This is a genomic window from Bradyrhizobium sp. SZCCHNS3052, assembly GCF_032484495.1.
Lineage (GTDB): Bacteria > Pseudomonadota > Alphaproteobacteria > Rhizobiales > Xanthobacteraceae > Bradyrhizobium.
The window spans coordinates 23248-48936 of sequence record NZ_JAUETB010000010.1; the positions used below are offsets into that span (position 1 = coordinate 23248).

The window sequence follows — 25689 nt, forward strand, 5'->3', positions numbered from 1 at the left end:
CGCAAGCCGCCCGCATATTCCACACCGTCACCGCTGCGGCCGGCATCCGCAATCCTTCACAAGAGCTGACGTCCCGCGGGACATCGGGAGCACAAGGTCTGGCTATTCGCATGCGTTATTTTCGATGGCCGCGCTCATTCGTGCCGAATCCTGAGCTACGATCCGAAAAGCTCAGGCGGGGCCTTCTCCTTCAAGGCTCCGCCGATATGCTTGTCGAGAAGCTTGGCGGCGCCTTCGAGCGAGCCCTTCTCCAGCAGATCGATGATGGCTAGGTGCTCGCCTGGTTGCCGCCATACCCGGTCGCGGTCGAGCGTCTGACGGTATTCGATCAGGCGCCGCAATTCGTTCTGACGGGCGACGGTCCGGGCCAAGAACCTGTTACCCGACATAAGGGCGAGCGCCTCGTGGAAGTCGCTGTTCGACTTGAACAGCTCAACTTGGCCAAGCGTCTTGAACCCCGCGCTATGGAGAAATTCCTGCCGCTTGCGCTGCTCCGAAAGGACGGGACGATCGAGCTTGAAGGTCGAGGATCGCAAGCCTTGAGGCTCTAGGAGATTGAGGCCGGGCTGATTAACCTCACACTCGACAACATCCAAGCCCTGGCCGTCGCGCTAGGCGTTGAGCCCTCTGATGCTTGTGGCATCTATGGCACGGCATTTGAGATGGTTCCGCGCCTTCCCCGTGAGCGTGGGTGTGATCCGAGGCCGTCACTCTGGCAGGCCTTCGAGGTCGTCCCAGCCGAGCCCCACCTTTGGAGGGTGCGGGCGCCGCCAAAAATTCTCATTTGAAATCAAGGCGCCTTAAAAGTAGGTAGGGGGCCATAAGTCATTGATCTTGCTCTTGGCTTTCTCCCCTGTCGTACCCACCATCGAGTGCTGCGTGTGATTTGCCGTAATAGTGATCGCAGTACTGAAGGGGGTGTCGCTCCGCTTGTTTCCCCGGTTGGCAGCTTGAGAGGAGGCGGGCGGTCCATCGGGTCGGAGCAGCTATTTGAACTTCTCCGGCCAAAGCCCTGGTGCGATCGACTAGCTCTGCCGGGAGCTGCCAATGCTGTTGACGGGCGCAGATGTCGTTGCAGCGAATTGCTCAGGTGCAAGCCGAAGCTGGCCACCGGTTGACCACCGAAACCCCGTGAACAAACGGCGATAAAGGCCGTCAATCGCGAGCAAACTTCATTGTTTTCGTTGATCTTTTCGCATGCTACTTACGTTCGGGACGCAGGGGTCGCAGGTTCGAATCCTGCCGCTCCGACCATTTTTTCAGGCGCCTAGCTTTTCATCTCCCGAGAAGCGCAACGAAATCACACGGCGCCACCCTGCACCCATCCGGCTATTCGTGAGCATTTCGCCGCGGCAGACGACAGCGCTTCATGGAGCGTCCAATTCCTTCAGCTTCCGGTCAAGCGTGCGCAGGCTGATGCCGAGGGGTTTTGCAAGCGATTCTCGATTGCCGCGATGCGTCAACAGGGCGGTCCGAAGCGCTCGCGCCTCGCGCTCCTTCGATGACGGCGAGTTCTCATCGTCAGCAGGCGCCAGCTTTGTTGCGGTTCGCTGCACCCGGTCGCGTCCCTCAATGTCCGGCGATCGCAGCGTCAGAGCACGCTCGATCGTCGCGGCTGAGATGACATCGTCATCGCAGAGCAGGGCCGCGCGCTCCAACACGTTGCGCAACTCGCGAACATTGCCCGGAAAGGCGTAGCCCTCGAGCCGCTCGAGTGCCGGCTGGGACAAGGTGGGCCTTCTCCGGCGCCACGCGGGCAAGCAGCGCTGCGGCAAGAAGCGGTCGATCAGAGGCGCGGTCGCGCAATGCCGGCAGAAGGATCGGAAAGGTCGACAGTCGGTCGTAAAGATCGTTTCTCGACAATGCGCGACGCATGCGCGCGATCAATTCCGTGGACCAGCAGAGCGCGATCAGGAAGGCCGGTGCGCGACCATTCCGATCAGCGCAGAGCGGCCGTGATGGCCGCTGCCTTCGCTGAGCTCCGTCTCGTATTCGCCCAGTTCGATGATCTCCAACTCACGGAACGCCTCTCGGAGCATGGTTTCCGTATAGAGGTGCGAGAGGGCGGAAGGGCCGCCCGTCTTGTACTCCAACTGCTTGGGCGTATAGCCCTGCAGGATCAGCGTCCCGCCCGGCTTCAGGCTTGCGATCATGCGCGCGAACAGCCGTTTCCTCAAATCTGGGGCGGCGAACTGCACAAAAATCGCTGCGATGCCGTCATACGCCGCACTTGGCCACGCGAAGCCGTCGCAATCGGCAAGCTGGTAGTTCACGCTGACTCCGGCTGACGCGGCAAGTTTGCTCGCTTTCGCCAGACCCACCTCCGAGATGTCGAAGGCGTCGACCTGAAATCCCTGCCGGGCGAGCCAGACGCTGTTGCGGCCTTCTCCGTCGGCGACGCAGAGAATGCGACTGCGGTACGGGAACGTGCCGACATGGCGGCGCAGCCATTGATTGGGTTCGGTTCCGAAAACGAAATCATCGCCTTCGAATCGTCGGTTCCAGCGGCCGGCGTCGGCGTCTGGCGGTACCTTCGTGACCATCGGCGGTCCCACTTTGAAGATGACAAGCGTGTTTGTTGGCAGCCGCAAGGAGCTTGCGAACTCCTCGGTATCAGCTTGCGAACCCTTGATCGCAAGTTAGGTGAACTGGAAGCCGGATCGTAGTTCATCAGCCCGTCAGACGCGGCAGGCGCGTGAGCAGGGGACGATCGCGCCGGCGGCTCGATACCGTCTCGCACGAACCGCGCTGGCACAGGCTCGACCGCCTGTTTGTTATCGTCTCGCCAAAGTGATAGCAACACGGGGCGGCCTTGCGGCATGACGCCGTGACCGCCGATGTAACGGACCGAATTGGTCGATTGAGGAATATGCGGACGAATATGGCAACCAAGCGTGCACGCAGCAGGTCTTCGCTCGAGCCTGACGCGTTGCTCGAGAAGGCTCACAAGGCAAGCGAATTCCTCAAGGCGCTGTCGCACGAAGCGCGGCTTGCCATTCTGTGTCTGCTGCTTGACGGAGAGAAGTCCGTCAGCAGCATTGAGGATTCGCTGCAGCTCCGCCAGCCGACGGTGTCGCAGCAACTTGCCCGGCTGCGCGCGGACGATCTCGTCAAGGTGCGCCGGGACGGCAGGAACGTGTATTATTCGGTCTCGCGGCCGGAAGTGATCGAGGTCATGTCCGCTCTCTATCGCGCTTTCTGCTAAGTGGTGCTGATGGAGTCTCGCTGCCCGCGGAGATCGTCCGTCAGGCGGAGCCGGGGACGGCGGCGACCGTGTTTCCTGCGGTCACTCGATCGATGAACCCGGCTGCCGCGGCTATCACCGCGGAGGTCGCCTGTTGGTGGGGCGCATGTCCACAGCCTTCCAGCACGCAGGTCTCGATCCGGGCTGGCACGAGGGCGCGGAGCGTCTCAAGCTGAATATGCGTGAAGAACTCGTCTTCGCTGCCCTGAACAGCCAGCACCGGGGCGCGAACCCGTCCAACGTAGGGCTTGATCCCCCAGTCGCGCGCTTCTTCCCCAGTCCAAGCATCGACCAGCCGGCCAAAAAGATGATCGGTTCTGCTGCCATGATACCGTGCGAGCCGCGCCCTCAGGTCGCCGTGCTCGAAGTCCCTGATCTGGGCTGCGATGCCGTCAACTGTCCGCTGTTCGCGGAAGAGATGAGGGGCGATCGCGACGACCCCGCTGACCTCATCGGGAAACGCGCCGGCAAACGTCAACGCGATCGCAGCACCGTCGGAGTGTCCGACCAGGATCGGACGCCGCGCTCCGGTCGTCCGTAGCACTTCGGGCAGGGCGTCGAGAGCCTCAGCGAGCAGATATTGCCGCGAATGGGGCGGCTCGAGCGGCTCAGAGTCACCCGAGCCCCAGCGGTCGAACACCAGGACGGAGCAGCCGGTCGCAGCCGCAAGCCGCTCGGGAAAATCGCGCCAGAGCCGGGCGCAGCCCAAGGCGTCATGCAGCAGGACGAGCGGCGGACGTTCCGGTCGCGTCGCCGCGAGCCAATGGCCGCGAAGCCTCCGGCCGGCCGCAACGAAGCTGAGCTGCCGCGCCGCCGCGACGACCACGTCGCGAATGTCCGGCGGGCCGAGATTGACGAAGTCGGCCGACGTGCGCGAGAAGAAGTCCTCAACGAGGGATCCGGCATCAGCCAGTTCGGCGCCGCGCAGCGCTGCCTCGAGATCAAAGATGACGCGTGGCGGTGTAACGAAGAAATCGCCGGTGATCAGAGCTTCGCGAATTCGCCTGCGGTCTGGCCCCTCGAGGCGGATATCGGCGCGCAGGCTGCCGCCGCGCCGCGTCAGAGTGGCACTGACCAGCGAGCTGTCCACCTCGGGAGCGTCGACCATCTCGACGAAGTCGTCGCGGCCGATCTCGTCGCGATACAACTGGTCGGCGAGCTCTTCTTCGTGCATCGACGCCTGGCCCCATTGCGGAACAATGCCGAGGCCTTCCGCCAGGCCGTCGAGCAAGCCTCGCTGGATGGTGGCCAGATCAGGGAGCTTGTCGCCGAGGATCTCGCGCATGCTGACGACGCGCTGGTGGGCCGAGGCGAGGTCGCGCTTGGCGAGCTTTTCCACCGGCACTTTGAGCGCAGCGATCATCTGCTCGGGGTCGAAGTCGATCAGCAGTGTTCCCTGGTAGAACAGAGTATCGCCGTCAAAGAAGCCGCCGGTGCCGCTGATCTTGCGGCCGTCGACGTCGATGTCGTTGCGCGGGCGGTAGCGCGCGGGGACGCCGAGCTTGTTGAGCCCGAGTGCGACGCTTTCGCAGATCCGGCGTGTCGTTTCGGTGAGATTCATGGCGCCGAGGCTGGAGCGGCCGAACACGAGCTCCCATCCGATCTGACCCTCGTCGAGATAAAGACCTCCGCCTCCCGTGATCCGCCGGCCGATCTCGATTCCCTTGCTCCGGCAATAGTCGAGCCGGACCTCATGGCTCAGGATCTGATGGATTCCGACCAGCGCCGACGGACGAAACCGCAGGAAGCGGATGGTATCGGGAATCCGCCGTGCCTTGTGAGCGTCGATGAGCGCCTGGTCGAAGGCGATATTGGCGCGTCCGCCCCGAATCCCGGTGTCGATGACCCGAAATGACTTGGCGCTGCTGGCCATCGCATCTTCCTCCCGGTTATTTGGGTAGTCCGCGCCGGAGTTGGCTGCGCACGTGGCGAATGTCGCGGCGATCGGGCTTGAAAGGGTATGAAGCAATGTCGCGCGGCGGCGAGTCGCCATAGGGGCGGTCGCAGGCGGACACATCGGCGGCCTCCTTGCCCGGGCAGCCGGACGTGCGGAAGGCCACGCCCGCGTCGATGATCGCGTCGACTTCGTCCTGCGGCAGACCAAAATCGACGAGTTGACCGCGCTCGTCGAAACGCATGCGCTGCAGGGAGTGGCTTCGATAGTCGATGAGATACCGGGCGAGCTGGATGCGTCGCCATTGCGGGCGCGGCGCCGGCGGGAGATGATCCATCAACGAGCCTTGTTCGGGAAAGAACGCGAACAGGTGGCTGTGGCCGCCGAGGTCGCGAATTCTCTGCACCTGCGAGAGAACGTCGTGGTCGCTCTCGCCCATCCCGACGATGAGATGGGCGCCGAAACGTTCCGGGCCAAATATCTCGGCGGCGGCCAGCAGGATCTCCCAATATTTGTCCCAGCTATGCGGCGATTGAACCCCGCGGCCGCGGGTGCGGTCAAAGATGACCGGGTTGGCTGCATCGAGCGCGACCGTAAATATCTCGGCGCCGAGATCCTTGAGCTCCTGCACATCCAGTCGCGTCATCGTCGTCGGGTTGGACAGGATGGACACGGGTACGTGCCTGATGCGTTCAACCCATTTCCGCAGGACAATGCGGGTGTCCTGGTCCGACCGCGGATGCGTGATCATGCTGATACACATGCGATGGAAGCGCCCGCCGTCGCCGCCCGATGCAACGATGTCAATCACCTGGTCGTAGGGCACCGCAGGCCAGTCGACCCGAATGAAGTTGCGGTCGGCATAGTTGCGCTCCGCTTCGCGATGGCGCGCAAGCCCGCAATAGGCGCAGTTGGCGCGGCAGCCCTCCGGGTAGGTCAGCAGCAGGTTCAGGCAACGGGTGCAACTGGTGCGATGCATGTAGCCGTTCATGATGCCGAGGGTGATGGCCGCTGCCGTCGACATTTGCACGTACTCGGGCGACCGCATGTTCGGCGTCAGAACATTGTCGTTCGGCAGGTACGTGCCGACCGGCCGCACATCCTGCGCCCTCACGCGCCCGCCGTTGCGCGCTTCCGCCGGCACGGCGCCCGGCGCGCGCGGCCGCATGGCTTCTGCCGCGTTGAAGGTGCGCGTCTCCCCGGTGAGGAAATCCGGTACCGGATGCGTCGGTCCTTCGAGACAGCTCATGACGTCCTCCCCTGATCCTGCATCTTCACGCCCAATAGTTCGGCGAACTGATCCATCCCTCGGCGAGCGCAGTCGCGTCGGGGCGACGGCCGTCGCCATAGTGCGCCAGCACTTGCCGTCGTCGCAGCAATGCCCGGCTCAAGGCTGCATCGAAAATGTCGCCGAGCTCTTCGTCATAGTCATCGAGGGCGCCGCTGCGGCCGGACAGCATGTCTGCCGCGGCGTGCCCGGCGAGCGCCCCCGATTGCACGGCGGAGGCGATGCCGGCGCCGGTCACGGGGTTGGTCAGGCCTGCCGCATCGCCGGCCAGCAACACCTGGGTTGCGCCGAGCCGGCCTGTCGAACCCACCCTGCCGCCCACGGGTATCGCCCCGCCCGTCAACGCGAACGGGCGCGTTCCGATGCGGCGCGATGCCGACAGCGAGGCGAAGAGCGCGGCGAGCATCGGTTTCAGTCGCCGCCGGTCCTCTATCATGACGCCGACGCCGATATTGGCCACGGCGCCCTTGGGAAACAGCCAGCCATAGCCGCCGCGGTAGTCGGCGCTCAGGAAGATATCCGTGGCATCGTGCGGCACGATCAGCGGCGTGGTCAGTTGCCTCGTATCGACAAGCGCGCGATTGATCTGGCCGATGGCCGCGCCGACCCGCGAGCGAGGGCCGTCGCAGCCGATGAGGACGCGCGGTTTCAGGGCAAGACCATCGGACGTATGAACTGTGCCGTCGAAATCGATGGCAACCACGGAGGTGCCGTATCGGCACGCGGTTCCCGCGTTCGCCGCCTCATCAGCGAGCATTCGATCGAAGGCGGCGCGATCGATCATCCAGCCGCGGAAGTCCCGCGTTTCCTCGCAATCCGTCGCTTCGGTGAAGGTCAGCATGCGGGTGATCTTCTGTTGGGCGACGGTCGTGACGTTCGGAACGTCCCGCTCGATCATGGCGGGCACGAATTCGGCACACTGGACCGGGCGACCCGCCTCGAGCCGGCGGTCGACGGCGACGACGCGGTAGCCGGCCTTCGCGGCAATCGCAGCCGCACGACTCCCGGCCGGTCCAAGCCCGACGACGACGATATCCGCTGCCTCGGCGTTCATGGTGCACCTCAGGCTGCGCAAGCCCGCCGTCCGGCGAGGCCGTCAAGCGCGATCGAGCAGCAGGCATGCTCCTGCTCGACCGGCCGGCCGATGGCGCGGGCGAGAGCTACGATGCCGTCCGCGGGATAGGCGATACCGTCAAATCCCGCCATGACGGCGTATGCGTCGGTCATCAGCTTATGGCGGCCCGCGGGGCGGATACAGCCAAGCTGAACCGGCGCGTGATTGATCCGTTGCCGCGCGGCGACCAGCACCTTCGCCACGTCGTCGGTGGATGTCGTGGCGAAGGGCCGATCCGGCGGCGCATAGATCGGGGTCACCACCACCAGGATCAAGGCGGCAACCGGGTGGCGCGAAACGATGTCCAGCGCGGTTGCTTCGCCGAGTAGCCGGCCATAGTGCAGACCGATGACGATGTGTGGCACGACCTGCATCTTGGTGCCTGAGAGCGCGGCGAGCGTCGCCTCGAAATCCGCGACAGGACGGTCGAGGTGATAGACTTCGCGGATCGTCTGCTCCGAGCCGATCACGTCGAGCATCGCGACGTCGACCCCGGCGGCCTCCATGGATCTGGCGCGCCGTTCGTCGAGCAACGCGGAATGGACGGCGATGCGCAGATGGGGAAAGTCGCGCTTGAGCCTTTCGATGGTCGGATAGAAGCGATCGTACGGAACCTCGTTGCGGCGGTTGGATCCGCCTGAAAGCAGGAACCCGCGCAGATCCTTGAGCAGAATGAGGTCGCGCACCTTGCGGTCGAGTTCGTCCGGTGTCGTTGCCGCGATCATCGGTTCGAGGATCTTCGCCTGACAGTGATCGCAATTCAGCGCGCAGGCGCCGCCCGTGATGGAAAAGGCGGGAAAACTCGCCTTGCCGCAGCCCTTGAGTTCCTCGCTGGCATAGGCGCGGAACGTCGGCGTGTAGAACCGCATCGGTCCGAGTGCGCGCTCGCGGGCTGCCGCCTCGAGTGCATCGACGAGCCCACGATCAAAACGCAGGTCGTCGAGCGGTTCGATCTCCTGCAGCTTCTCATACCACGCCATTGCGTTCCTCGCTTTTCATATGCGAAAAAACATATATATTGTCGGTCCGCCGTCGGCTTCGGCCGTCATTGATGCCTCATCAGTTGTCGCGGTTCGCCATGAAGACACTCTGCGTCTTGCAGCATTTTGAGGCGGACTATCTCGGCTTGATGGAAGACCAGTTCGAAGGACGCAACGTCGGCTTTCGCTATTGCCGGCCGTTTACGGCCGGAGGATCGATACCTGCGACGGCCGGGGACTTTGACGGCCTCGTTGTTCTTGGCGCCGGACCGCTCGGAGTCGTCAGCGGCAACCTGCTTCCGAGCCTTGGGCCCGAGTTGCGGTTGGTACAGGATTTCCTGGCGCGCGACCTGCCCGTCATCGGCATCGGAGCTGGCAGCTGCATAGTTGCGACCGCGTGCGGCGGCGGCACTCAGGAAGCTCCGCTCCGCTTCGTTGTGGAGACGGCCCGACGGGTCGATCCCGCGGCGCTCGGCGGTCATCTGCCGCAATCCTTTCCCGTCGCGATCTACATGCGCGATCGCCCGGTGCTGCCGGCCGATGCCCGTGTTCTCGCGATCGACGCTGCGGGGGAGCCGGCGGTGTTTCAGCTTCGTGATAACTGCTTCGGGTTCCTCGGCCATCCCGGAATCAAGTCGGCCATGATCGAGGATCTGATCATGGAATCCGAAGAATGTCCTGATCGCACGGCGGAAACGCTCGCCGACCTGCGCGTGGTGCAGCGCGAGATCGCTGCGGCGCTCGGACCGCTGATGATTGGTTTGATCGAGTCGACGCATTTGATGCGGCCGCTCCCGTAGGACCGTTCTCCCGAGCAACGAATTATTTTCTTCAGCCTATAGATGTCATTCAAAAAATGGAATATGTTTTGTGCGCTCGTCCGACGGATTGGATGAATTCGATGTGAGCTTGTTGTTCACCCAGGACTTCGGTTCTTGGGCATGTTGATCTTCATCAACTCCAAGGTGATGCGCCTCAAGATAAACTTATTGTGCACGCTCGTGTGTCGATGTGCGTTGCGCACGCTCAATAGCAGATGATCGGGAGGACATCGTAAGAATGGCCAAAAAGCTCATCATCATCATGGTCAATACCGATCCTCGCAACGGCGAGGAACTGGGCGCGCCGTTCTTCCAGGCCACCGTTGCCGCGGCGATGGACTACGAGGTGGAGGTCGTCTGTACCGCGACGTCGGGGCAGCTCATGAAAAAGGGCGTGGCAGAGAAGCTCGTGGTCAAGCCCGGGTCTCCGAAAACCGTCTATGACTTCATCAAGGACGCGCACGGAGCGGGAGTGAAGTTCTATTGCTGCTCTCCGAACCTCGATCTGTTCGACATGACCGAGCAGGACCTGATCCCTGAATGCGAGGGTATCGTCGGGGGTGCAAAGGTCATCGAAGAGGTGATGGAAAACGATAATGCCAAGGTGCTGACCTACTGAGGAGAGCCGCCAGATGACGAGCGGAGCTTCAATGGAGCTGACCTCTATCGGCGACCCGGTCTCCGAGGCGCCGGTCGTTCCCTACGAGAAGCTGGAAGAGGTGTTCGACGACATTCGCTCGCACGTCCTCTACGATCATGAGCTGCATGGCTGTCTCAATTGCGGCATCTGCACCGCGACCTGTCCCTCGGCGCACTACTACGATTATTCACCCCGCGAGATCGTCCAGCTGCTGTGGACCGAAAATCTCGAAGGCATCTACGACGCGATGCAGGAGAAGATCTGGTCCTGCGCGCAGTGCTACACCTGTGCGGCCCGCTGTCCGTTCGAAAATTCGCCGGGCGGGCTCGTCATGATCATGCGTGAGGTCGCGATCAAGCACGGCATGCAGTCGGCGAAGGATGTACTGCGACCGTTCTCGCGGGTGCTTCTGAAGGTCATTTCCACGGGAAACCAGCTCGCGCCGAACATGATCACGCGCGATGCGTTTCCCGACTGGGGCCCGAACGTCACCAAGGTCGACGCCCCGCTCAATATCCTGCGCAAGGCCATTCCGGTCCCGACCATGCACACCATGGACACGGCCTGGGAGGTCAACCTGAAGACGTCCGTCGAACTCTACACCATTTGGGAGGCGACCGGCGTGCTCGATCAGCTCGAGACGATCGACGAGAATTTGTTCGATGTCGTCAGTGACGTGATGGATGAGAAGCGCGAGGAGTACAACGAGTGGCTAGAAGAGCATCAGGAAGAATAGGCCGCTGAGATGACCACAACAGACGGCGAGATCAATCGCTGCGGTGGACGACGGAGGAAACGATGGACGAAAAGCGCAGTGACAGTCAGTCGGCTTACGCCGGCTTTGGCGCGGAGTGGCGCCCTTCCAATCTGACGCCGGGCGAGGCGCAGACAGCGACTGCCTGGGTGGAAACCCGGATCGACCGTCGCTCGATGCTGACCAACAAGGACCGTGTCCAGGACATCCGCGACGCGATGTGGGAGTTGGAGAAGGACGGCGAGATCGTCGTCCATCGGATCGACGAGCGCCACGAGCCGGTGGTGGCGCGCACGCTGTACGGCTGGGACAAGCGCATTCCCACCACCAACCTCTGGCAGCACAAATCCTGCGGACAGTGCGGCAATATCCCCGGCTATCCGTCGAGCGTGATGTGGCTGATGAACCAGCTCGGTGTGCGCTATCTCGACGAGACCGATCAAACCTCTTGCACCGCCTGGAATTATCACGGCTCCGGGGTCGGCAATGTCGTCAGTCTGGCCGCCGTCTTCCTGCGCAACTTCCACCAGGCATACATGTCGGCCAAGGCGCAGGGGCTGCCGGTCGGAACCTACTTCCCGCTGGTCCACTGCGGCACGTCGTTCGGCAATTACAAGGAGATGCGCATCTTCTTGATGCATTCGGCTGAACTGCGCGAGCAGGTGAAGAAGATTCTCGGCAAGCTGGGCCGCCTGGTCGACGGCAAGCTGCTGATCCCCGAAGAGATCGTGCACTATTCCGAATGGCTGCACGTCATGCGTCACCGCATCCGGGAGCGGCAGGTCATAGACGTGAGCAGCCTTCGCGCCACCGTTCATCCGGCTTGTCACGTCTACAAGATGGTTCCGGAAGACGTGATCTATGACGACACCGTCATGGACGGCAATCGCGTCGCGGTATCGACCGGCCTGATGCAGGCGCTGGGTGCACAGGTGATCGACTACTCCACCTGGTACGACTGCTGCGGCTTCGGTTTTCGTCATATCATTGGCGAGCGTGAATTCACCCGCTCCTTCGCCATCGACCGCAAGATCAGGGTCGCGGTCGAGGAGGCGCGGGCGGACGTCATGATCGGCCACGACACGGGTTGCATCACCACGCTCGACAAGAACCAGTGGATCGGCAAAGCCGTCGACAAGGTCTACGCGCTGCCAGTCATGGCCGATTGCCAGTTCGCGGCGCTCGCCCTCGGTGCGCATCCATACAAGCTCGCGCAGCTTCACTGGCACGCCTCGCCGTTCGAGGGGCTGCTCGAGAAGCTCGGCATCGACTGGCAGAAAGCCAAAGCCGAATTCGAGGCCTACCTCGATGAAGTGAAGGCCGGCCGCATCGAGACGCTCTACGACCCCAAATGCGCGATTACGTCGGGCCCAGGCTATGTCAAGCCGACGGCGACCTTGTCAGGAGCCGCATCATGACCCGTCCCGTTCTCATCGTTGGCGGTGGGCCGTCGGGGCTTTCCGCGGCACATGCGCTGGCCGCGGCCGGCCAGCGCGTCGTTCTCGTCGAGAAGGCGGAGCAGCTCGGCGGCGCGCCGATCCAGTCGGGCTATGCCAAGCTGGTGCCGTCCGGCGAATGGGCCAAGGACGCCATTGGTGGCATGGTGCGCCGGGTCGAAACCGACAGCCGTGTCGAGATCCGAAGGCGCGTCACGGTAAAGGCCTTTTCGGGCAGCCCAGGCGACTTTCGCGTGACGCTGTCGGATGGCACGGTGCTGGAGGCGGGGGCGGCGATCCTGTGCACCGGCTTCACGCATTTCGATTCGGTCAACAAGCCGGAATGGGGTTTCGGTACCTACCCTGATGTGGTCACGACGACCCAGGTCGAGCAGATGCTCTCCTCCGGCAGGGGCGTGCGCTGTCCGTCCGACGGACGCGAGCCGGAGCGGGTCGCGATCCTGCTATGTGTCGGCTCGCGCGACCGCCAGATCGGTCGCGAGTGGTGCTCGAAGATCTGCTGCACGGTCTCCGCCAACATTGCCATGGAGATCCGCGAGGCGATGCCACGGTGCAACGTGTATATCTACTACATGGATATCCGCACCTTCGGCCTCTACGAGGATCTCTACTACTGGGAAAGCCAGGAGAAGCATCGCGTCAAATACATCAAGGCGCGGATCGCCGAGGTGACGTCGGACGGCAGGCGGCTGATCGTGAAGGGCGAGGACACGCTGGTGAAGCGGCCGATCTCGATTCCGTTCGACATGGTGGTGCACGCCATCGGTATGGATCCCAATGTCGACAACATGACGTTGTCGGCGGTGTTCGACGTCAAACTGCAGAAGCACGGCCATATCCAGAAGGCGTCGGTCTATTCCAACACATCGGCGACCTCGCGGCCCGGCGTCTTCGTCGCCGGCGCGGCGACCGGGCCCGAGACCATCGACGATTCCATCGCACAGGGCCAATCGGCGGCGATGGCCGCGCTGACCCTGGTCCGCGGCGCCATGATGGAAGCGGCCGAGTGATGTGGCCGATCACCAGCCATAGAGGCAAGGCGGTGGCCGAGCCGACGCGGCCGGTGCTTGATCTGTCCGGCCCCAGGCTGCGGCGGGCGTTCGAGAACCTCGTGGAATCCGCCGACGACACCGGTGGCGTCGAGCGCTATGTCGGAGCGCTCGCGCTCAAGGCCTCGCTGTTCGAGGAGGTGCTGGGCAAGGGGCGGGTCAGCGAGCTGACGGAGGCCGAATTCTGCGACCTCGCCACGTTCATCACGCCGGTGCGCCGGCGCGTGGGTGCGTGGCTCGGCCGCAACGGGTTTGCGGCCATGCGCGACAGGCTCGAGGCCCTGCTGCGCGGATGGTCCGATACCGGCACCACCGACCAGCGCGTCGCCGCGTTCGTCACGAGCTTTCCAGCCGATCGCGAGCACCGCTGGTCGCGCGATCTTGCCGCCGAGGTCCTTCATTTCACCGCGCCCGACCGCTATCCGCTGATGACGCGCTGGATGTGGGACGCCAGGGTCAATACCGGCGTATTGCGCGAGATATGGTACGACGAGGATGCCGAGGCCGGCATGATCGCCGTCGGCGACGGCCTCGCCACTTTCACGATGCTACGCGAGGAGCTCGAAGGTTTCCTGCAGGCGAACGGTGTGTTCCGCGATCTGGCCTTCTATGTCGATCTGCTCTGCGCCCACACCTATGCAAACTATATCAACGACAAGGGCGGCCAGTTCCTGCACGCGGACTTCTGCGGCGGCTTCAAGGCAGACGCGATGGCGCATACTCGGCGTCTCCTGGGACTCGATGCGGTCGATACCGAGTCGGGGCGCACCCGCCTGAAGCTGATCGATGGCAGGGCCTACGTGCTCGGGCAGCCTCGCCTGCTGAGCGAATGAGGGAACATCCATGCCGATTCACGAAAAATCGCTGATCCGGCCCGAGAATCTCGTCACGCATGAGCACCTGGAAATCGATGGCGTCGATGTCTCCGGGCACTGGAGCACGTTCATCACCTCGCGCGCCATCACCGACTACAACGAGCAGATGCAGGAGGAGATCGCGGCGCTCCCGGGGGGCGAGTTCATCCACCGCTGCTGGCAATGCGGCTCATGCACCAACGCCTGCACGATCAACGCCGTGAATCCCGACTTCAACCCGCGCTATTGGATCTACCTGATCCGCATGGGCTTCGAAAGCGAGCTGCTGCGTGACAAGGACATCATCTGGCAGTGCGTCTCCTGCAACAAGTGCACCTATGCCTGTCCGCGCGACGTCAGTCCGGAAGGCGTGATGAAGGCCACGGCACATTGGCTGGAGCTGAAGGGCTATACGGAGAAGAAGCCGTCCACCGCGTTCGATGAGGTCTTCTCCGAGCAGGTCTTCGCCACCGGCAAGATCGAGGAAGGCCGCGTGCTGCGCCGGTTCTTCGCGCGGACCGGGCAGTCCCTGTCGCAGGGCTGGCTTGTCGAACTGATACGCAGTCTCGCCAGCCGATTGCCGGTCGGCCTCCTGGTGAAGTTGGGACTTGCAAGCGTGATCCGTCCCCGCACGCGCGGATGGCGGGGCGCCAGCCTCGCGATCGACGAGTATGTCCGCGAGTGCGAAGCAGCTGCCCGCAAGGCGCTTCGGTTGGACGTTCAGGGAGCTGAGTGATGAGCGACAAACACAAGCAGGTCGCCTACTATCCGGGCTGCGCGCTCGAAGGAACCGGGCACGCCTACAACCGCTCGACCAAGGAGGTCGGCAAGGCACTTGGCCTCGACCTGGTCGAGCTCAAGAACTGGAACTGCTGCGGCGCCATGGAGGTCAAGAACATCGATCCCAAGCTGCAGACCTATCTGTCGGCCCGCAACCTCTCGATCGCCGATGCGATGGGGTTCGATACCGTGATGGCGCCGTGCAATGGCTGCTATCACAATCTCAAGAAGGCCGAATACGACCTCGCCAAGGATCCCGCGTCGCGCGAGGTGACGGACCGACTGTCGCGCAAGGCCGGCCACGCGACCTACGAAGCCGGCAAGGTCACGACCATTCACGCGCTCGACTGGATCAAGGAATCGGTCGGCGAACAAGGCCTCAAGGCACGCGTGAAGAACTCGCTCAAGGGCCTGAAGGTCGCCAACTACTACGGCTGCATGTACACGCGGCCGCGTCACATCTTTCCGGAAAAGGACAAGGGGCCCGGCTCGGAATCGACCTCCAAGCCCCATTTCATGGACGACCTGCTGGCCGCGGCGGGGGCCGAAAATGTCGAGTACCCCCTCAAGACGGCATGCTGTGGCGGCGCTCACACGCTGTCCGACAGTGACACCTCGACCAAGCTCGTTCTCAACCTGCTCACGACGGCCGAGGCCTGCGGCGCGGACGTGATCGCCACCGAATGCCCGACCTGCCACACCGGGCTCGAAATGCATCAGGTGCGCGCCGAAAAGGTCTTCGGCCGCAAGACGAGCGTCAAGATCCTGTACTTCACCCAGCTCCTCGGCATGGCGCTCGGGCTGTCGGCGCGCAGGGTCGGCGTGCAGGAGAACTTCTCGGATTCGACCGGTCTGTTGCGTGCGCGGGGGCTCGGCTGATGGCGGATATCGGTATCACGAGCCTCGACAACGTCGCGATGCGGCTCGACGGCATGTTGGCCGCGTCCGATGCCGCACTCGCGGTGGACGCCGCGCCACTTGCCGAGGAGCTGTTGCAGCTCGGCGAAACGATTCTCGCAACATGGCTCGCAGCGCACGGCGAGATCGCGACCGATCGCAAGGTCGAAACCTTCCGCTTGCTGGCGCTGCATCGGCAGGGTGCGCGCGGCGATGCAAGCTTCAATGCTTGCCGCGAGACGTGCCGCGAGCTCGTCTATCATTATAATCTGGTGCGCCTCGAGCCAGGCCACGCGGAGGTCGCCCGGCGGCTGCGGCTGGGCGCCATGGTCGCGCGGCACCTTATGCTGTTCATCGGAGGCAAGCTGGAGGTGGCCGGGCTCGGCGACTTCTGCTGCGCGTCCCGGCCGCTACGTCAACTCGATGCATCGATGCAGACCAACGAAACTGTTTGAGACAAGGAGAAGACGATGCCCATCGTCCGCGGCTGCAACCTTCCCGACGACCTCCTCTACGACGTCGAAAACAACATCTGGTATCGCGAGAACGCCGACGGCACCGTGACGCTCGGGATGACCGCTGTGGCAGCGGCCATGGCCGGTCAGCTTGTCGCCTTCACACCAAAGAAGGCCGGCCGGTCGGTCGATGCGGGCAAGTCCTGCGCCACGATCGAATCCGGCAAGTGGGTCGGCCCGGCAAAGGTCGCCTTCAATGCGGAGATCGTCGAGGTCAACGATGCAATGAGCGCAGCGCCCAAGCTCGCCAACACCGACCCATATGGCGAGGGATGGATGGTCAAGGTGCGCCCGAAGGACTGGGCTGCTGCCAAGGCCGGCCTCGTGCCGGGCACGGCGGCCGCCGCCCCTTATGAAGCGAAGATGGCTGCCGAGAATTTCGCTGGCTGCGCGTAAGGAAGTGGATAGGCCGTGACTGAGACCGTCGCAATCAGGACATCGATGATAAGTCGCGGCCTCGCGGCCTTCATGTCGCTGCCGACCTATTTCCCGGGCGTGCTGGCCAGCTTGATCATCGCGATCGCGGCAACCTTCCTGTCCGAGCACTATGGCGGGCCGGTCATGCTGTTCGCCTTGCTGCTTGGGATGGCCTTCTATTTCCTGTCGCAGGAGGGGCGCTGCGTCGCCGGCATCGAACTCGCCTCGAAGCGCATCCTGCGCGTCGCCGTCGGCCTGCTCGGGGCACAGATCACGATTGCCGAGATCACGAAGCTCGGTCCGACGCCCGTGATCACGGTCGTCGGCGCGGTGATCCTGACCATCCTGTTCGGCGCGCTGGCCTCCCGTGCCATGGGCTTGAGCCGGCGGTTCGGAATCCTCACCTCCGGGGCTGTGGCGATTTGCGGAGCGTCGGCGGCGCTCGCGATCTCGTCGGTGCTGCCCAAGGGGGAGGACCACGAACGCGACACGGTCTTTACCGTGATCGGCGTGACTGCGCTCAGCACGATCGCGATGATCGTCTATCCGCTGGTGATCGCAGGATTCCATCTCGATCACGCTGCAGTCGGCATGTTTCTTGGCGGCACCATTCACGACGTTGCGCAAGTCGTTGGCGCCGGCTTCAGCGTGTCGGAGGAGACCGGAAACGTCGCGACCTTCACCAAGCTGCTCCGGGTCGCCATGCTGCTGCCTGTCGTGGTGATGCTGTCCTACGTGTTCCGCGCCCATCACGTCGGTAAGGCCGGACGACAATTGCCGGGGTTCCTGGTGGTGTTCGCCGTTCTGGTGATGCTCAACAGCGCCGGCGTCATTCCCGCATTCCTGCTTGCCCTCATCAAGGACATTTCAAGGTGGTGCCTGGTGACGGCGATCGCAGCGCTCGGGATGAAGACGTCGCTCAAGGCGATGGCCGATGTCGGCGGCCGGGCGATCGCGCTGATCGTCGCCGAGACGTTGTTCCTCGCAGTCCTCGTGCTGATGGTCGTGCGTTGGAAAGCAGGAATCCAGTGATGCGCGCGGTTGCGCCTGCGAGAGACCAAACGGAGAGATGCAATGGCCGATGATAACAATACCAAGCGCATGTCGATGATTGTCACCAAGGGCACGCTGGATTGGGCCTATCCGCCCTTTATCCTGGCCACGACAGCGGCGGCCATGGGCCTCGAAGTGACCATGTTCTTCACCTTCTACGGCTTGACGCTGCTCAAGAAGAACCTCGACCTGAAGATTTCGACGCTCGGCAATCCGGCCATGGAGATGCCGATGTTTGGAATGCACATCGGCATGCCGAATCTCGTATCGGCCATCCCCGGCGTCGACGCGGCGGCGACGACAATGATGAAAAACCTGATCAAGAAAAAGGGGGTCGCATCGATAGAGGAGTTGCGCACGATGGCCATCGAAGCCGAAGTCAAGATGATCGCCTGCCAGATGACCATGGATCTGTTCGAGTACACCAAGGACGACATGATCGAGGGGCCGGTGCTCGGCGGCGCCGCGACCTACATCGAGACGGCGACCAAGAGCGACATCAACCTGTTCATTTGAATGTATCACGAAGCCAGCACCAGAAATTATGGAGAGACAGGATGGCTGACCAGGTTCTCGATGCCAAGGGACTGAACTGCCCGCTGCCGATCTTGCGCGCGAAGAAGGCACTCAAGGACGTGCCGATCGGTGGCACGCTTCAAGTGCTCGCCACCGATCCCGGCGCTGTGAAGGACTTCGAGGCGTTTTGTCGCACGACCGGAAATGATCTCTTGGAATCCAAGTCGGAAGGCAAGCAGTTCGAGTTCCTGATCAGGCGAACGTCCTGACGCTACCCAATCTCTGACAGGTTGGAGTGCCTTTCGGTTTGACCGAGAGCGGAACCGCAACCAACGGAGGGGGACCGGTGCAGTCTGCGCGCTCCGCCGCCGGCGTTTCGCCGCCGTTTGCCCACGCTGCAAGGCGTACGACTGTGAAACGTCACCCTTGCGTCTTCGCTGGGGCGTCCTCGATCAGATGGTCCGCAATGATCTCCACAAGGCTCGCGAGCCCGCCTTCCCACTTCCAGTGGGCCTTGCTCTCGTCCATGGTCAGCCGGCAGTTCGAGCATGCCGAGACCATCGTCTTTGCACCGGTCTTCTCGACCTGATCCATTTTGATCTTGAATACCTTGTGGCGAAGATCGGCAGCGCGCGCGATCGCCTGCACGCCGCCCCCGCCACCGCAGCACCAGTTGAGATTTCCGGTCGGGGTCATCTCGCGGAAGTCCTTCGCGAAATCCTGCAGGAGGAATCGCGCATCTTCGGTCGCGCCGCCACGACGGGAGATCTGACAGGGATCGTGATAGGTGATCGACTCCTCGATCGGCTTCAGCCTCAGCCTGCCGTCCCGCTTGAGTTGCGCCATGAATTCCGAAATGTGCACGACTGCGAAGGGCAGGGGGCGGCCGAGCATGTTGGCGCCCGACCAGCGCAGCGCACCGAACGCGTGGCCGCACTCCGGAATCACCACCGTCTTGGCTCCCACCGCCTCGGCGGCCTCGGTGATCCGCTGAACCATGATCCTGGCGACGTCCGCCTTGCCGGCCAGATAGCCAAAATTCGTGGCTTCATAGCCCTTCGTGCTCAGCGTCCAGTCGACGCCCGCGTGGTTGAGCAGTTTGGCCATGGCCACCACGGAATCGGGGTATTTCATCGTCTCGACGGACGAGAGCGTCAGCAGAATGTCGGCCTTGTCCTTGTCGAGCGCGATGGGCACGTCGTGCTCATCTTCGAGCCATTCGATACGATCGCGCAGCTTTTCGGCCGTCACGCCCAGCGGGCTTCCATGATCGCGCGAATTGTCGGCGGCCTGCAGAAGGTCCTTCGGTCCGAGTCCCGCCTTGACGAAGGCCTGCCGCGCGCCGCCCACGATGGAAGCGATGTCGATCCCCATCGGACAGATCGTGGTGCAGCGACCGCACATGGTGCAGGTATCGAACAGCAGTTCCTCCCATTCCCTGAGGTCCTCTTCCGTGACGCGGGGGGCGAAGAGCGAGAGCGGGAATTTCTGCCGGCGATAGGCCTTGGCAATCGGAAACAGCTTGTAGGCGGGCGTGTGCCGTGGATCTCCGGAGGCCTGATAGAAGTGGCAGGCTTCGGCACAGTTCCCGCAATGGACGCAAGCCTCGAGATAGCTGACCAGATGTCCCTCGGTCCGCGCCAGGAACGTTCTGCTGGCTGCTTCGACGTCGATTTCGCCGCCCATCGCCTTACCTCACCCGCAATTGTATCAGCTCTTCGCCTTCCGGATCGATCACATGCACCGCGCACGCAATGCACGGATCGAAGCTGTGTATCGTGCGCTGGATCTCGAGCGGCTGCCGAGGATCGTGGAGTGTGTGGCGATCCATCAATGCCGCTTCGTAAGGTCCGGGCTGGCCCTTGGAATCACGCGGTCCCGCGTTCCAGGTCGAGGGCACCACGGCCTGATAATTATCGATGCGCTTGTTCTTGATCACCACCCAATGCGCCAGCGCCCCACGCGGCGCTTCCATGAAGCCGACACCCTTGGCTTCGGTGGGCCAGGTTGAGGGATCCCACTTGTTCGAATTGTGAACGTTCAGATCACCCGCGCGGATGTTGGAAAGAAGACGGTCGTACCAGGTCGACATCTGGTCGACGACGATCTTGCTTTCCAGGGCGCGCGCCGCAGTGCGTCCCATGGTCGAGAACATCGCCGTCAGCGGCAGTTCGAGCTTGCCCAGCGCGTAGCCGGCCAGTTCGCGCGTCGGCTCGTGACCTTTGGCATGGAGCATCAGCACGCGCGCGAGCGGGCCGACCTCCATGACATGGCCCTTCCAGCGAGGCGCCTTCAGCCAGGAATAGCTCGCACCGACATCGAGCTGCTCGAAGGGAGGCTTGGGACCGCTGTAATGCAGATTGGTCTCGCCCTCGTAAGGATGCAGGCCTTTGTCCTTGCCGGTTGCATAGTCGTACCAGGAATGGGAGACGAACTCCTGGATTTCCTCCGAATTGTTCATGTCGACGGGATGGATCGTGGTCAGGTCGCGATTGAGGATGGCGCCCGCCGGGATCAGCCAACTGGCCGGGTCGTCCATGCCCTTTTCGGGAAAGTCGCCGTAGGTCAGGAAGTTGCCCACGCCTTCGCCGCGCGCGAACCAGTCCTTGTAGAAGGATGCGATGGCCAGCGTGTCCGGCAGATAGACCTGCTCGACAAAATCCTTCATTCGGCCGATCACGGTCTTCACCGTCTGCAGACCGTCGATGCCGATGGCGGTGCCGCCGGTGTTCAGGCTGATCGCCGACGGGGCGCCGCCGACCAGGAAATTCGGATGCGGATTCTTGCCGCCGAAGACGGTATGGAGCTGCACCACCTCGCGCTGCCAGGCGAGCGCTTCCAAATAGTGCGCGACCGCCATCAGGTTTGCTTCGGCCGGCAGCTTGAATCCGGGATGTCCCCAGAATCCACCTGCAAAGATGCCGAGCTGGCCGCCTTCGACGAAGGCTTTCAGTCTCTTCTGCGTGTCTGCGAAATAGCCCGGGCTCGACTTCGGAAAGCTCGAGATCGATTGCGCCAGTTGCGACGTCGCCGCCGGATCGGCCTTCAACGCCGACACCACGTCGACCCAGTCGAGCGCGTGCAGATGATAGAAGTGCATGACATGGTCGTGCACATATTGTGCGGCAATCATCAGGTTGCGGATGAGTTGCGCGTTCGGCGGAATGGCGTATCCCAGCGCATTCTCCACGGCACGGACGCTGGCGATGCCGTGGACCAGCGTGCACACGCCGCATATTCGCTGCGCGAAAGCCCAGGCCTCGCGCGGATCGCGTCCTTTGAGGATCAGTTCGATGCCGCGCACCATCGTGCCGGAACTGTACGCACCGGTGATGGCGCCCTGGGGATCTGTTTCCGCCTCGATCCGCAGGTGCCCTTCGATGCGCGTGATGGGATCGACCACGATGCGCTGGTTCATATCTCAACTCCCCGGCGGCTGTAGAAGATCCCGGTCTCGCTTCTGGTCAGGAAGACGAGGAAGGCATGCATGAGCTTGCCGAACGGGAACCAGATCAGGAACAGGCACACGGTCAGGATGTGCACGGACAAGAGCGTTTCATACGGCGCCCACAGGTGGCTCACAGCGATCAGCCCTGTCACGACCGGAAGGAACGTCACCAGCCAGCTGAAGTAGTCGTCAAGCGTCGAAAGCAGTCTTAAGACGGGATTCGTCATCCGCCGCGCCAGCGCAGCCAGGAGCGACGCGAGCGTGAGCACCGACGCGGCCGAGATCACGCCGGTGGGCAAATTCGGCCATGAAAAGCCGAACAATCCGCGCAGGAATAGAATGTGCTGCGCCAGTCCGAACACGACGATGGCAAGGCCGACGTGAAAGACATAGCCGTTCACCGTGCTGAACAGCGACGCGCGCAGATGGGTGTTCGCGGGCCATAGGTGACGCACGAAGCCCCGGAACGCGCCAACCACCGCATGCGGTGCACCGGCTCGCTTCGCCGATCTGTCGTTGGTCCAGGGCAGGAGCAACAGTGACGCGAGCCGCCACACCACGCCGCCCACGAATATCGCGATTGCAATCTCGATCGCGGGCCCGCGCACGAAATCCAGCAGGCTCATGGCTGGGTCTCCCTCTCCGCTCGTTGTTTGCGCCGGCGCGCCAGCCATGCGCTGGCAATCCCGACCGCCGCGCCAGCAGCTGCGGCGCCGCCGATGATCTCCGGATCATTCAACGTGTTTGAGGAAAGCGGCTGGTAGAAGCTGCCGCGATCCCAGAAATTCGGTTCGGAACACCCCAGACAGCCGTGTCCGGACTGGATCGGGAAGGAGACGCCACCATTCCATTTCACGGTCGCGCACGCATTGTAAGTCACGGGCCCCTTGCAACCGACTTCATAGAGGCACCAGCCCTTGCGTGCTCCCTCATCGTCGAACTGCTTGGCGAACTGCCCCTTGTCGTAGAACGGTCGGCGATAGCAGCGGTCATGAATCGTATCGCCGAAAAACGCTTTCGGCCTGCCCTTGTCGTCGAGCTCGGGAAGCTTGTTGAAAGTCACGAAATACGCAACCGTGCCAGCGATGGCTTCCGGAATGGGCGGGCAACCGGAGACATTGATCACCGGTTTGTCGGTGATGATGTCGCTGACAGGAACTGCGCCGGTGGGGTTGGGATTTGCGTGCGGAATGCCGCCAAAGGCCGCGCAGGTCCCGACGGAGATCACCGCGGCTGCATCTGCGGCCGTCTCCTTCAGCACCTCGAGGTTGGTCTTGCCGGCGTTGGTGGAGTAGACCCCGCCATCTCTCGTCGAAACGGAGCCGTCGACCACGACGACATATTTGCCCTTGTTCTCCTTCATGGCAGCGAGACGGGCCGCTTCCGCGGCAGCACCCGACACCGCCATGAGCGTTTCGTGATAGTCGAGCGAGATGAGATTGAAGATCATGTCCTCGATGGTTGGACCGAAAGAACGCGTCAGCGATTCCGTACAGCCCGTGCATTCCTGAAACGAGAGCCAGATCACGGATTGGCGCCGCGTATTCGCCAACGCCTCCGCCATGCCCTTCGCGGCCATCGGGGGCAACGCCAGAAGGCTGGCAAGATAGGTCGTGTATTTCAGCAGGGCGCGGCGGGAGACGCCCCGGCGCGTCAAGAGCTCGCCGATTGTCTCGGTTTCATGCATCTTCGGCATCCTCTGAAGAGACGCGGTCGATCAGATCTTCAGACAGTTTGTTGCTGGCCGCAGCGATGTCGGCCGCATGGCTTGTCAGGATCTCCGGGGACGCCGTGATTTCGATGCGTTCGGCGGCGAGCTTGTCCCCGGCGCCCAGGTGGCGAACCCACCACACGCCGGCATAGCGCGTCTCCCAGATTTCGCTGATGCCGGCTGCGGTCAAAACGGCCTCCAGGTCACCGTGGCCCAACCGCTCCTCCAATTCGCTGCGGTCCGCAACCGTGAGAGGCAGGCTGCACAGATCGATCGCCGCGCAAGCGCCGGTATTGGCAAGCACATCGAGGTGATGGGCGATCTCGCGGAGCAGGCTGTCGATCATCCCGGTGCGGAACCCCGCTGCGGCATCCGCTTCAACTGTCATGGTGCCACCTGCTGAGTAGCGCTTTGATCTGCTGACATGCGGTGGGAATGGCCGCGCCAACCGCGGGCGTCAGCGACAGGCCCCATTGCGTGGATTCGGGTTGAACCGCGACGAGCGCCCGACGCGCCGGCTCGCAGCCGGTCAGCCGCGCCGCCGACATCAGGTCGGCAAGCGCGACCTCATGAGCCGTCCGCTTCTTTCCCGTCAGCTGCCGGTCCATCTCCGGACCTTGAAAGATCCTTACGGTGCCGGGCTTCGCGCCCAGTTCCACGGCGTCCACGGCGATGAGCGAGCCGAAATCTTCGATCTCCGAAAACAGGGACAGCCCGAGCGTCCCGCCATCCCGCAGAGCAACACGATGCGGTATCTCGCCCGTGCATTCCAGTGCATCGAGGGCCCGAATGACGTGCACGCCAATGCCGTCATCGCTCAGCAGGATATTGCCGATTCCGAGCACCAGCGTGTGGGTCGCCGCGACATGCGTCCGCATAGGAGAACTCCTGCGAGATCAGGCGCCTCATATTCTATGCAGCGAATATGATGCTCTTATCTTGATCCACGTCAAATCGAGTTCATCGAGCGGGCTATGATTTAGCATCCAAGTAATTGCGTGGAACCGACATGTGCCTTGGCATCCCGATGCGGGTCGTGGAGTGTGACGGAGTCATGGCGCGATGCGAGGCCAAAGGCATCGAGCGCATGGTGAGTCTGTTTTTGCTTCAGCATGAAACGATCGATCCCGGCGATCACGTCGTGGTTCATGTCGGTTACGCCATCCGGAAGATGTCAGAAGCCGAAGCGTCGAGTGCATGGGATCTCTTCGACGAACTGCTTGCGGCGGAAGACGCACTGCGCGGCAATGCATGAACGCGCCATGCGGGCCGCCTGCGTCAGCCGGACTAACGTAAGGGGACGCCGTCGGCGATCGAAGCCGCGCTGTTCGATCGGGCGCTTCGCTCCGAAGCACGACGACGTGCATTTGCATGTCACGACGGCATGGACTCTGCGGACCGTTGGCCTCGATCGTCGCGGCGCGGTTCAGGGCATCCGCTTCGGGCTGGCCTTCTGCGAGGCCTCAGGCAAGCGGCTGGTGCGCTGATCAGGTAATGACGAAGCATCGATCGATTTCAGAAGCAGACAGCCAGGCCGGCCATCTTGAACGACTTTGTTCTCAGGGTGGCTTCGCGAGCGTATGCCCTCAAGCCGAGATCATCGGAAAAGTTGGAGCTGCTCTTACGAAACGCCGCAACGAATCGCCGCGAATCGGGTGAAACGAGCGTGCGCTTGCTACCCTGGCCCAGCGTAGCCGGATTCGACGAGGTGTTTTCCACATGACAGCGCGATCTCCACGCGAGGCGCCGCTTGCGCGACGAACCGGAACAGCATGGCGGCACGCCAATGTCGGCCGGCTGCTCAACAATGCGGTGCGCCGGTTCGAATCCCGGGTTCTCCAATTGATGGCCGAGGGCGGCCACGGCGGGACGCGGATCGCCCATGTCAGCCTCACCCGCAATCTCGATGTCGAGGGCACCCGGCTTACCGAGCTCGCGCGGCGGGCCTCGATGAGCAAGCAGGCGATGGGCGAGCTGGTCGATCAATGCGTCGAGCTGGGTCTGGTGTCGCGCGAGGCCGATCCGAGCGACCGGCGCGCCCGACTGGTCCGCTTCACGCCGGCCGGACTGAAATGGCTGGAGGCGTTCGGCGACGCCGTCGACGTGGCCGAAGCCGAGATGCGCAAGGAGCTCGGCAAGGCCGTGATGGACGCGATCCTGCAAGGGCTGTCGGCCTACGGCGCCCGCTTCGATACGCTCGACGACACCAGATAGTCAGGTTGCTTGACTATTTTGCCGGGCGCGGTAGCCTTCCTCC

Annotated in this window: 29 protein-coding genes and 1 pseudogene; 17 read left to right on the plus strand and 13 right to left on the minus strand. The window is 62.9% G+C overall.

The genetic code is table 11. The features are described 5' to 3' along the window. Positions 1–155: 155 nt before the first annotated feature. From QX073_RS25455 to QX073_RS25465, 3 genes are all read right to left on the minus strand, one after another. Positions 156–596: an FCD domain-containing protein gene (locus QX073_RS25455; RefSeq protein WP_316226576.1), complete on the minus strand. Its 441-nt coding sequence runs from the start codon at positions 594–596 to the stop codon at positions 156–158. A gap of 771 nt (positions 597–1367) precedes the next feature. Continuing rightward, entirely contained in the window at positions 1368–1730 is a 363-nt protein-coding gene (locus tag QX073_RS25460) for a helix-turn-helix domain-containing protein (protein WP_316226577.1), read from the minus strand. Positions 1731–1910: 180 nt separating this feature from the next. Next, complete coding sequence (locus QX073_RS25465; RefSeq protein ID WP_316226578.1) at positions 1911–2543, minus strand: class I SAM-dependent methyltransferase; 633 nt, start codon at positions 2541–2543, stop codon at positions 1911–1913. Positions 2544–2881: 338 nt separating this feature from the next. Between QX073_RS25465 and QX073_RS25470 the strand changes: the two genes are divergently transcribed. Continuing rightward, positions 2882–3205 (plus strand): metalloregulator ArsR/SmtB family transcription factor, encoded by a 324-nt coding sequence (locus QX073_RS25470; RefSeq protein ID WP_315715794.1) that lies wholly within the window; start codon positions 2882–2884, stop codon positions 3203–3205. 40 nt (positions 3206–3245) lie between these two features. Here QX073_RS25470 and QX073_RS25475 read toward each other — a convergent pair whose 3' ends face one another. The 4 genes from QX073_RS25475 to QX073_RS25490 are packed head-to-tail and all read right to left on the minus strand — an operon-like array spanning position 3246 to position 8520. Next, complete coding sequence (locus tag QX073_RS25475; protein ID WP_316172792.1) at positions 3246–5117, minus strand: alpha/beta fold hydrolase; 1872 nt, start codon at positions 5115–5117, stop codon at positions 3246–3248. A gap of 16 nt (positions 5118–5133) precedes the next feature. Further along, positions 5134–6387, minus strand: coding sequence for a radical SAM protein (locus tag QX073_RS25480; RefSeq protein ID WP_316202472.1), 1254 nt, complete (start codon positions 6385–6387; stop codon positions 5134–5136). 25 nt (positions 6388–6412) lie between these two features. After that, complete coding sequence (locus QX073_RS25485) at positions 6413–7480, minus strand: NAD(P)/FAD-dependent oxidoreductase (RefSeq protein ID WP_315752126.1); 1068 nt, start codon at positions 7478–7480, stop codon at positions 6413–6415. A gap of 8 nt (positions 7481–7488) precedes the next feature. Then, positions 7489–8520 (minus strand): radical SAM protein, encoded by a 1032-nt coding sequence (locus tag QX073_RS25490; RefSeq protein WP_315752125.1) that lies wholly within the window; start codon positions 8518–8520, stop codon positions 7489–7491. An 83-nt stretch (positions 8521–8603) separates the two neighbouring features. On the opposite strand from QX073_RS25490, the gene QX073_RS25495 reads away from it, so the two are divergent. The 13 genes from QX073_RS25495 (at position 8604) to QX073_RS25555 (ending at position 18542) form a co-directional block, all read left to right on the plus strand. Next, a complete protein-coding gene (locus QX073_RS25495; protein WP_316205648.1) occupies positions 8604–9320 on the plus strand; it encodes a hypothetical protein in 717 nt (238 codons plus the stop codon). A 259-nt stretch (positions 9321–9579) separates the two neighbouring features. Further along, positions 9580–9960: a DsrE/DsrF/DrsH-like family protein gene (locus QX073_RS25500; protein ID WP_315752123.1), complete on the plus strand. Its 381-nt coding sequence runs from the start codon at positions 9580–9582 to the stop codon at positions 9958–9960. Positions 9961–9991: 31 nt separating this feature from the next. Then, a complete protein-coding gene (locus tag QX073_RS25505) occupies positions 9992–10717 on the plus strand; it encodes a 4Fe-4S dicluster domain-containing protein (RefSeq protein ID WP_316226579.1) in 726 nt (241 codons plus the stop codon). Between the two features lie 62 nt (positions 10718–10779). Beyond that, a complete protein-coding gene (locus QX073_RS25510) occupies positions 10780–12153 on the plus strand; it encodes a heterodisulfide reductase-related iron-sulfur binding cluster (RefSeq protein WP_316226580.1) in 1374 nt (457 codons plus the stop codon). Then, entirely contained in the window at positions 12150–13202 is a 1053-nt protein-coding gene (locus QX073_RS25515) for an FAD-dependent oxidoreductase (RefSeq protein ID WP_316226581.1), read from the plus strand. Before QX073_RS25510 ends, QX073_RS25515 begins: the two co-directional genes overlap by 4 nt. Continuing rightward, the gene (locus QX073_RS25520; RefSeq protein ID WP_316226582.1) at positions 13199–14074 is read left to right on the plus strand and encodes a hypothetical protein; all 876 of its coding nucleotides are present in this window, start codon (positions 13199–13201) and stop codon (positions 14072–14074) included. Before QX073_RS25515 ends, QX073_RS25520 begins: the two co-directional genes overlap by 4 nt. 10 nt (positions 14075–14084) lie before the next feature. Then, positions 14085–14831, plus strand: a complete 747-nt coding sequence (locus tag QX073_RS25525; RefSeq protein ID WP_315752118.1) for a 4Fe-4S dicluster domain-containing protein — start codon at positions 14085–14087, stop codon at positions 14829–14831. Further along, on the plus strand, positions 14831–15754 hold the full coding sequence (locus QX073_RS25530) for a CoB--CoM heterodisulfide reductase iron-sulfur subunit B family protein (RefSeq protein ID WP_315752117.1): 924 nt from the start codon (positions 14831–14833) through the stop codon (positions 15752–15754). Before QX073_RS25525 ends, QX073_RS25530 begins: the two co-directional genes overlap by 1 nt. Positions 15755–15792: 38 nt before the next feature. Next, a complete protein-coding gene (locus tag QX073_RS25535) occupies positions 15793–16227 on the plus strand; it encodes a hypothetical protein (RefSeq protein WP_316226583.1) in 435 nt (144 codons plus the stop codon). Between the two features lie 15 nt (positions 16228–16242). Then, positions 16243–16683, plus strand: a complete 441-nt coding sequence (locus QX073_RS25540) for a glycine cleavage system protein H (RefSeq protein ID WP_315715458.1) — start codon at positions 16243–16245, stop codon at positions 16681–16683. 45 nt (positions 16684–16728) lie between these two features. Then, positions 16729–17736 carry a YeiH family protein gene (locus tag QX073_RS25545; RefSeq protein WP_316226653.1) on the plus strand — a complete coding sequence of 336 codons (1008 nt, stop codon included), beginning with the start codon at positions 16729–16731 and terminating at the stop codon, positions 17734–17736. Between the two features lie 42 nt (positions 17737–17778). Next, complete coding sequence (gene dsrE2 / locus QX073_RS25550) at positions 17779–18273, plus strand: sulfur carrier protein DsrE2 (RefSeq protein WP_315715461.1); 495 nt, start codon at positions 17779–17781, stop codon at positions 18271–18273. A 41-nt stretch (positions 18274–18314) separates the two neighbouring features. Beyond that, positions 18315–18542, plus strand: coding sequence for a sulfurtransferase TusA family protein (locus QX073_RS25555; protein WP_315715462.1), 228 nt, complete (start codon positions 18315–18317; stop codon positions 18540–18542). Positions 18543–18693: 151 nt separating this feature from the next. Here the strand turns inward: QX073_RS25555 and QX073_RS25560 are convergent, their stop codons facing one another. The 6 genes from QX073_RS25560 to QX073_RS25585 are packed head-to-tail and all read right to left on the minus strand — an operon-like array spanning position 18694 to position 24310. Continuing rightward, positions 18694–19959: a (Fe-S)-binding protein gene (locus QX073_RS25560; protein ID WP_315828044.1), complete on the minus strand. Its 1266-nt coding sequence runs from the start codon at positions 19957–19959 to the stop codon at positions 18694–18696. Between the two features lie 4 nt (positions 19960–19963). Next, positions 19964–21691 carry a nickel-dependent hydrogenase large subunit gene (locus tag QX073_RS25565; RefSeq protein ID WP_315828045.1) on the minus strand — a complete coding sequence of 576 codons (1728 nt, stop codon included), beginning with the start codon at positions 21689–21691 and terminating at the stop codon, positions 19964–19966. Continuing rightward, the gene (locus QX073_RS25570; RefSeq protein ID WP_315828046.1) at positions 21688–22347 is read right to left on the minus strand and encodes a hypothetical protein; all 660 of its coding nucleotides are present in this window, start codon (positions 22345–22347) and stop codon (positions 21688–21690) included. Before QX073_RS25570 ends, QX073_RS25565 begins: the two co-directional genes overlap by 4 nt. Beyond that, positions 22344–23408 (minus strand): hydrogenase small subunit, encoded by a 1065-nt coding sequence (locus tag QX073_RS25575; protein ID WP_316226584.1) that lies wholly within the window; start codon positions 23406–23408, stop codon positions 22344–22346. Before QX073_RS25575 ends, QX073_RS25570 begins: the two co-directional genes overlap by 4 nt. Continuing rightward, positions 23401–23820, minus strand: coding sequence for a hydrogenase expression/formation C-terminal domain-containing protein (locus QX073_RS25580; protein ID WP_316174786.1), 420 nt, complete (start codon positions 23818–23820; stop codon positions 23401–23403). Before QX073_RS25580 ends, QX073_RS25575 begins: the two co-directional genes overlap by 8 nt. Then, entirely contained in the window at positions 23810–24310 is a 501-nt protein-coding gene (locus tag QX073_RS25585; RefSeq protein WP_316164219.1) for a HyaD/HybD family hydrogenase maturation endopeptidase, read from the minus strand. The genes QX073_RS25580 and QX073_RS25585 overlap by 11 nt, the downstream gene beginning before the upstream one ends. A gap of 131 nt (positions 24311–24441) precedes the next feature. On the opposite strand from QX073_RS25585, the gene QX073_RS25590 reads away from it, so the two are divergent. From QX073_RS25590 to QX073_RS25600, 3 genes and pseudogenes are all read left to right on the plus strand, one after another. Then, the gene (locus tag QX073_RS25590; RefSeq protein ID WP_315715469.1) at positions 24442–24687 is read left to right on the plus strand and encodes a HypC/HybG/HupF family hydrogenase formation chaperone; all 246 of its coding nucleotides are present in this window, start codon (positions 24442–24444) and stop codon (positions 24685–24687) included. A 163-nt stretch (positions 24688–24850) separates the two neighbouring features. Continuing rightward, a pseudogene (locus QX073_RS25595) lies at positions 24851–24916 on the plus strand (adenosine-specific kinase); the annotation flags it as partial. A gap of 235 nt (positions 24917–25151) precedes the next feature. Further along, the gene (locus tag QX073_RS25600) at positions 25152–25646 is read left to right on the plus strand and encodes a MarR family winged helix-turn-helix transcriptional regulator (protein ID WP_316171954.1); all 495 of its coding nucleotides are present in this window, start codon (positions 25152–25154) and stop codon (positions 25644–25646) included. Positions 25647–25689 lie beyond the last annotated feature (43 nt).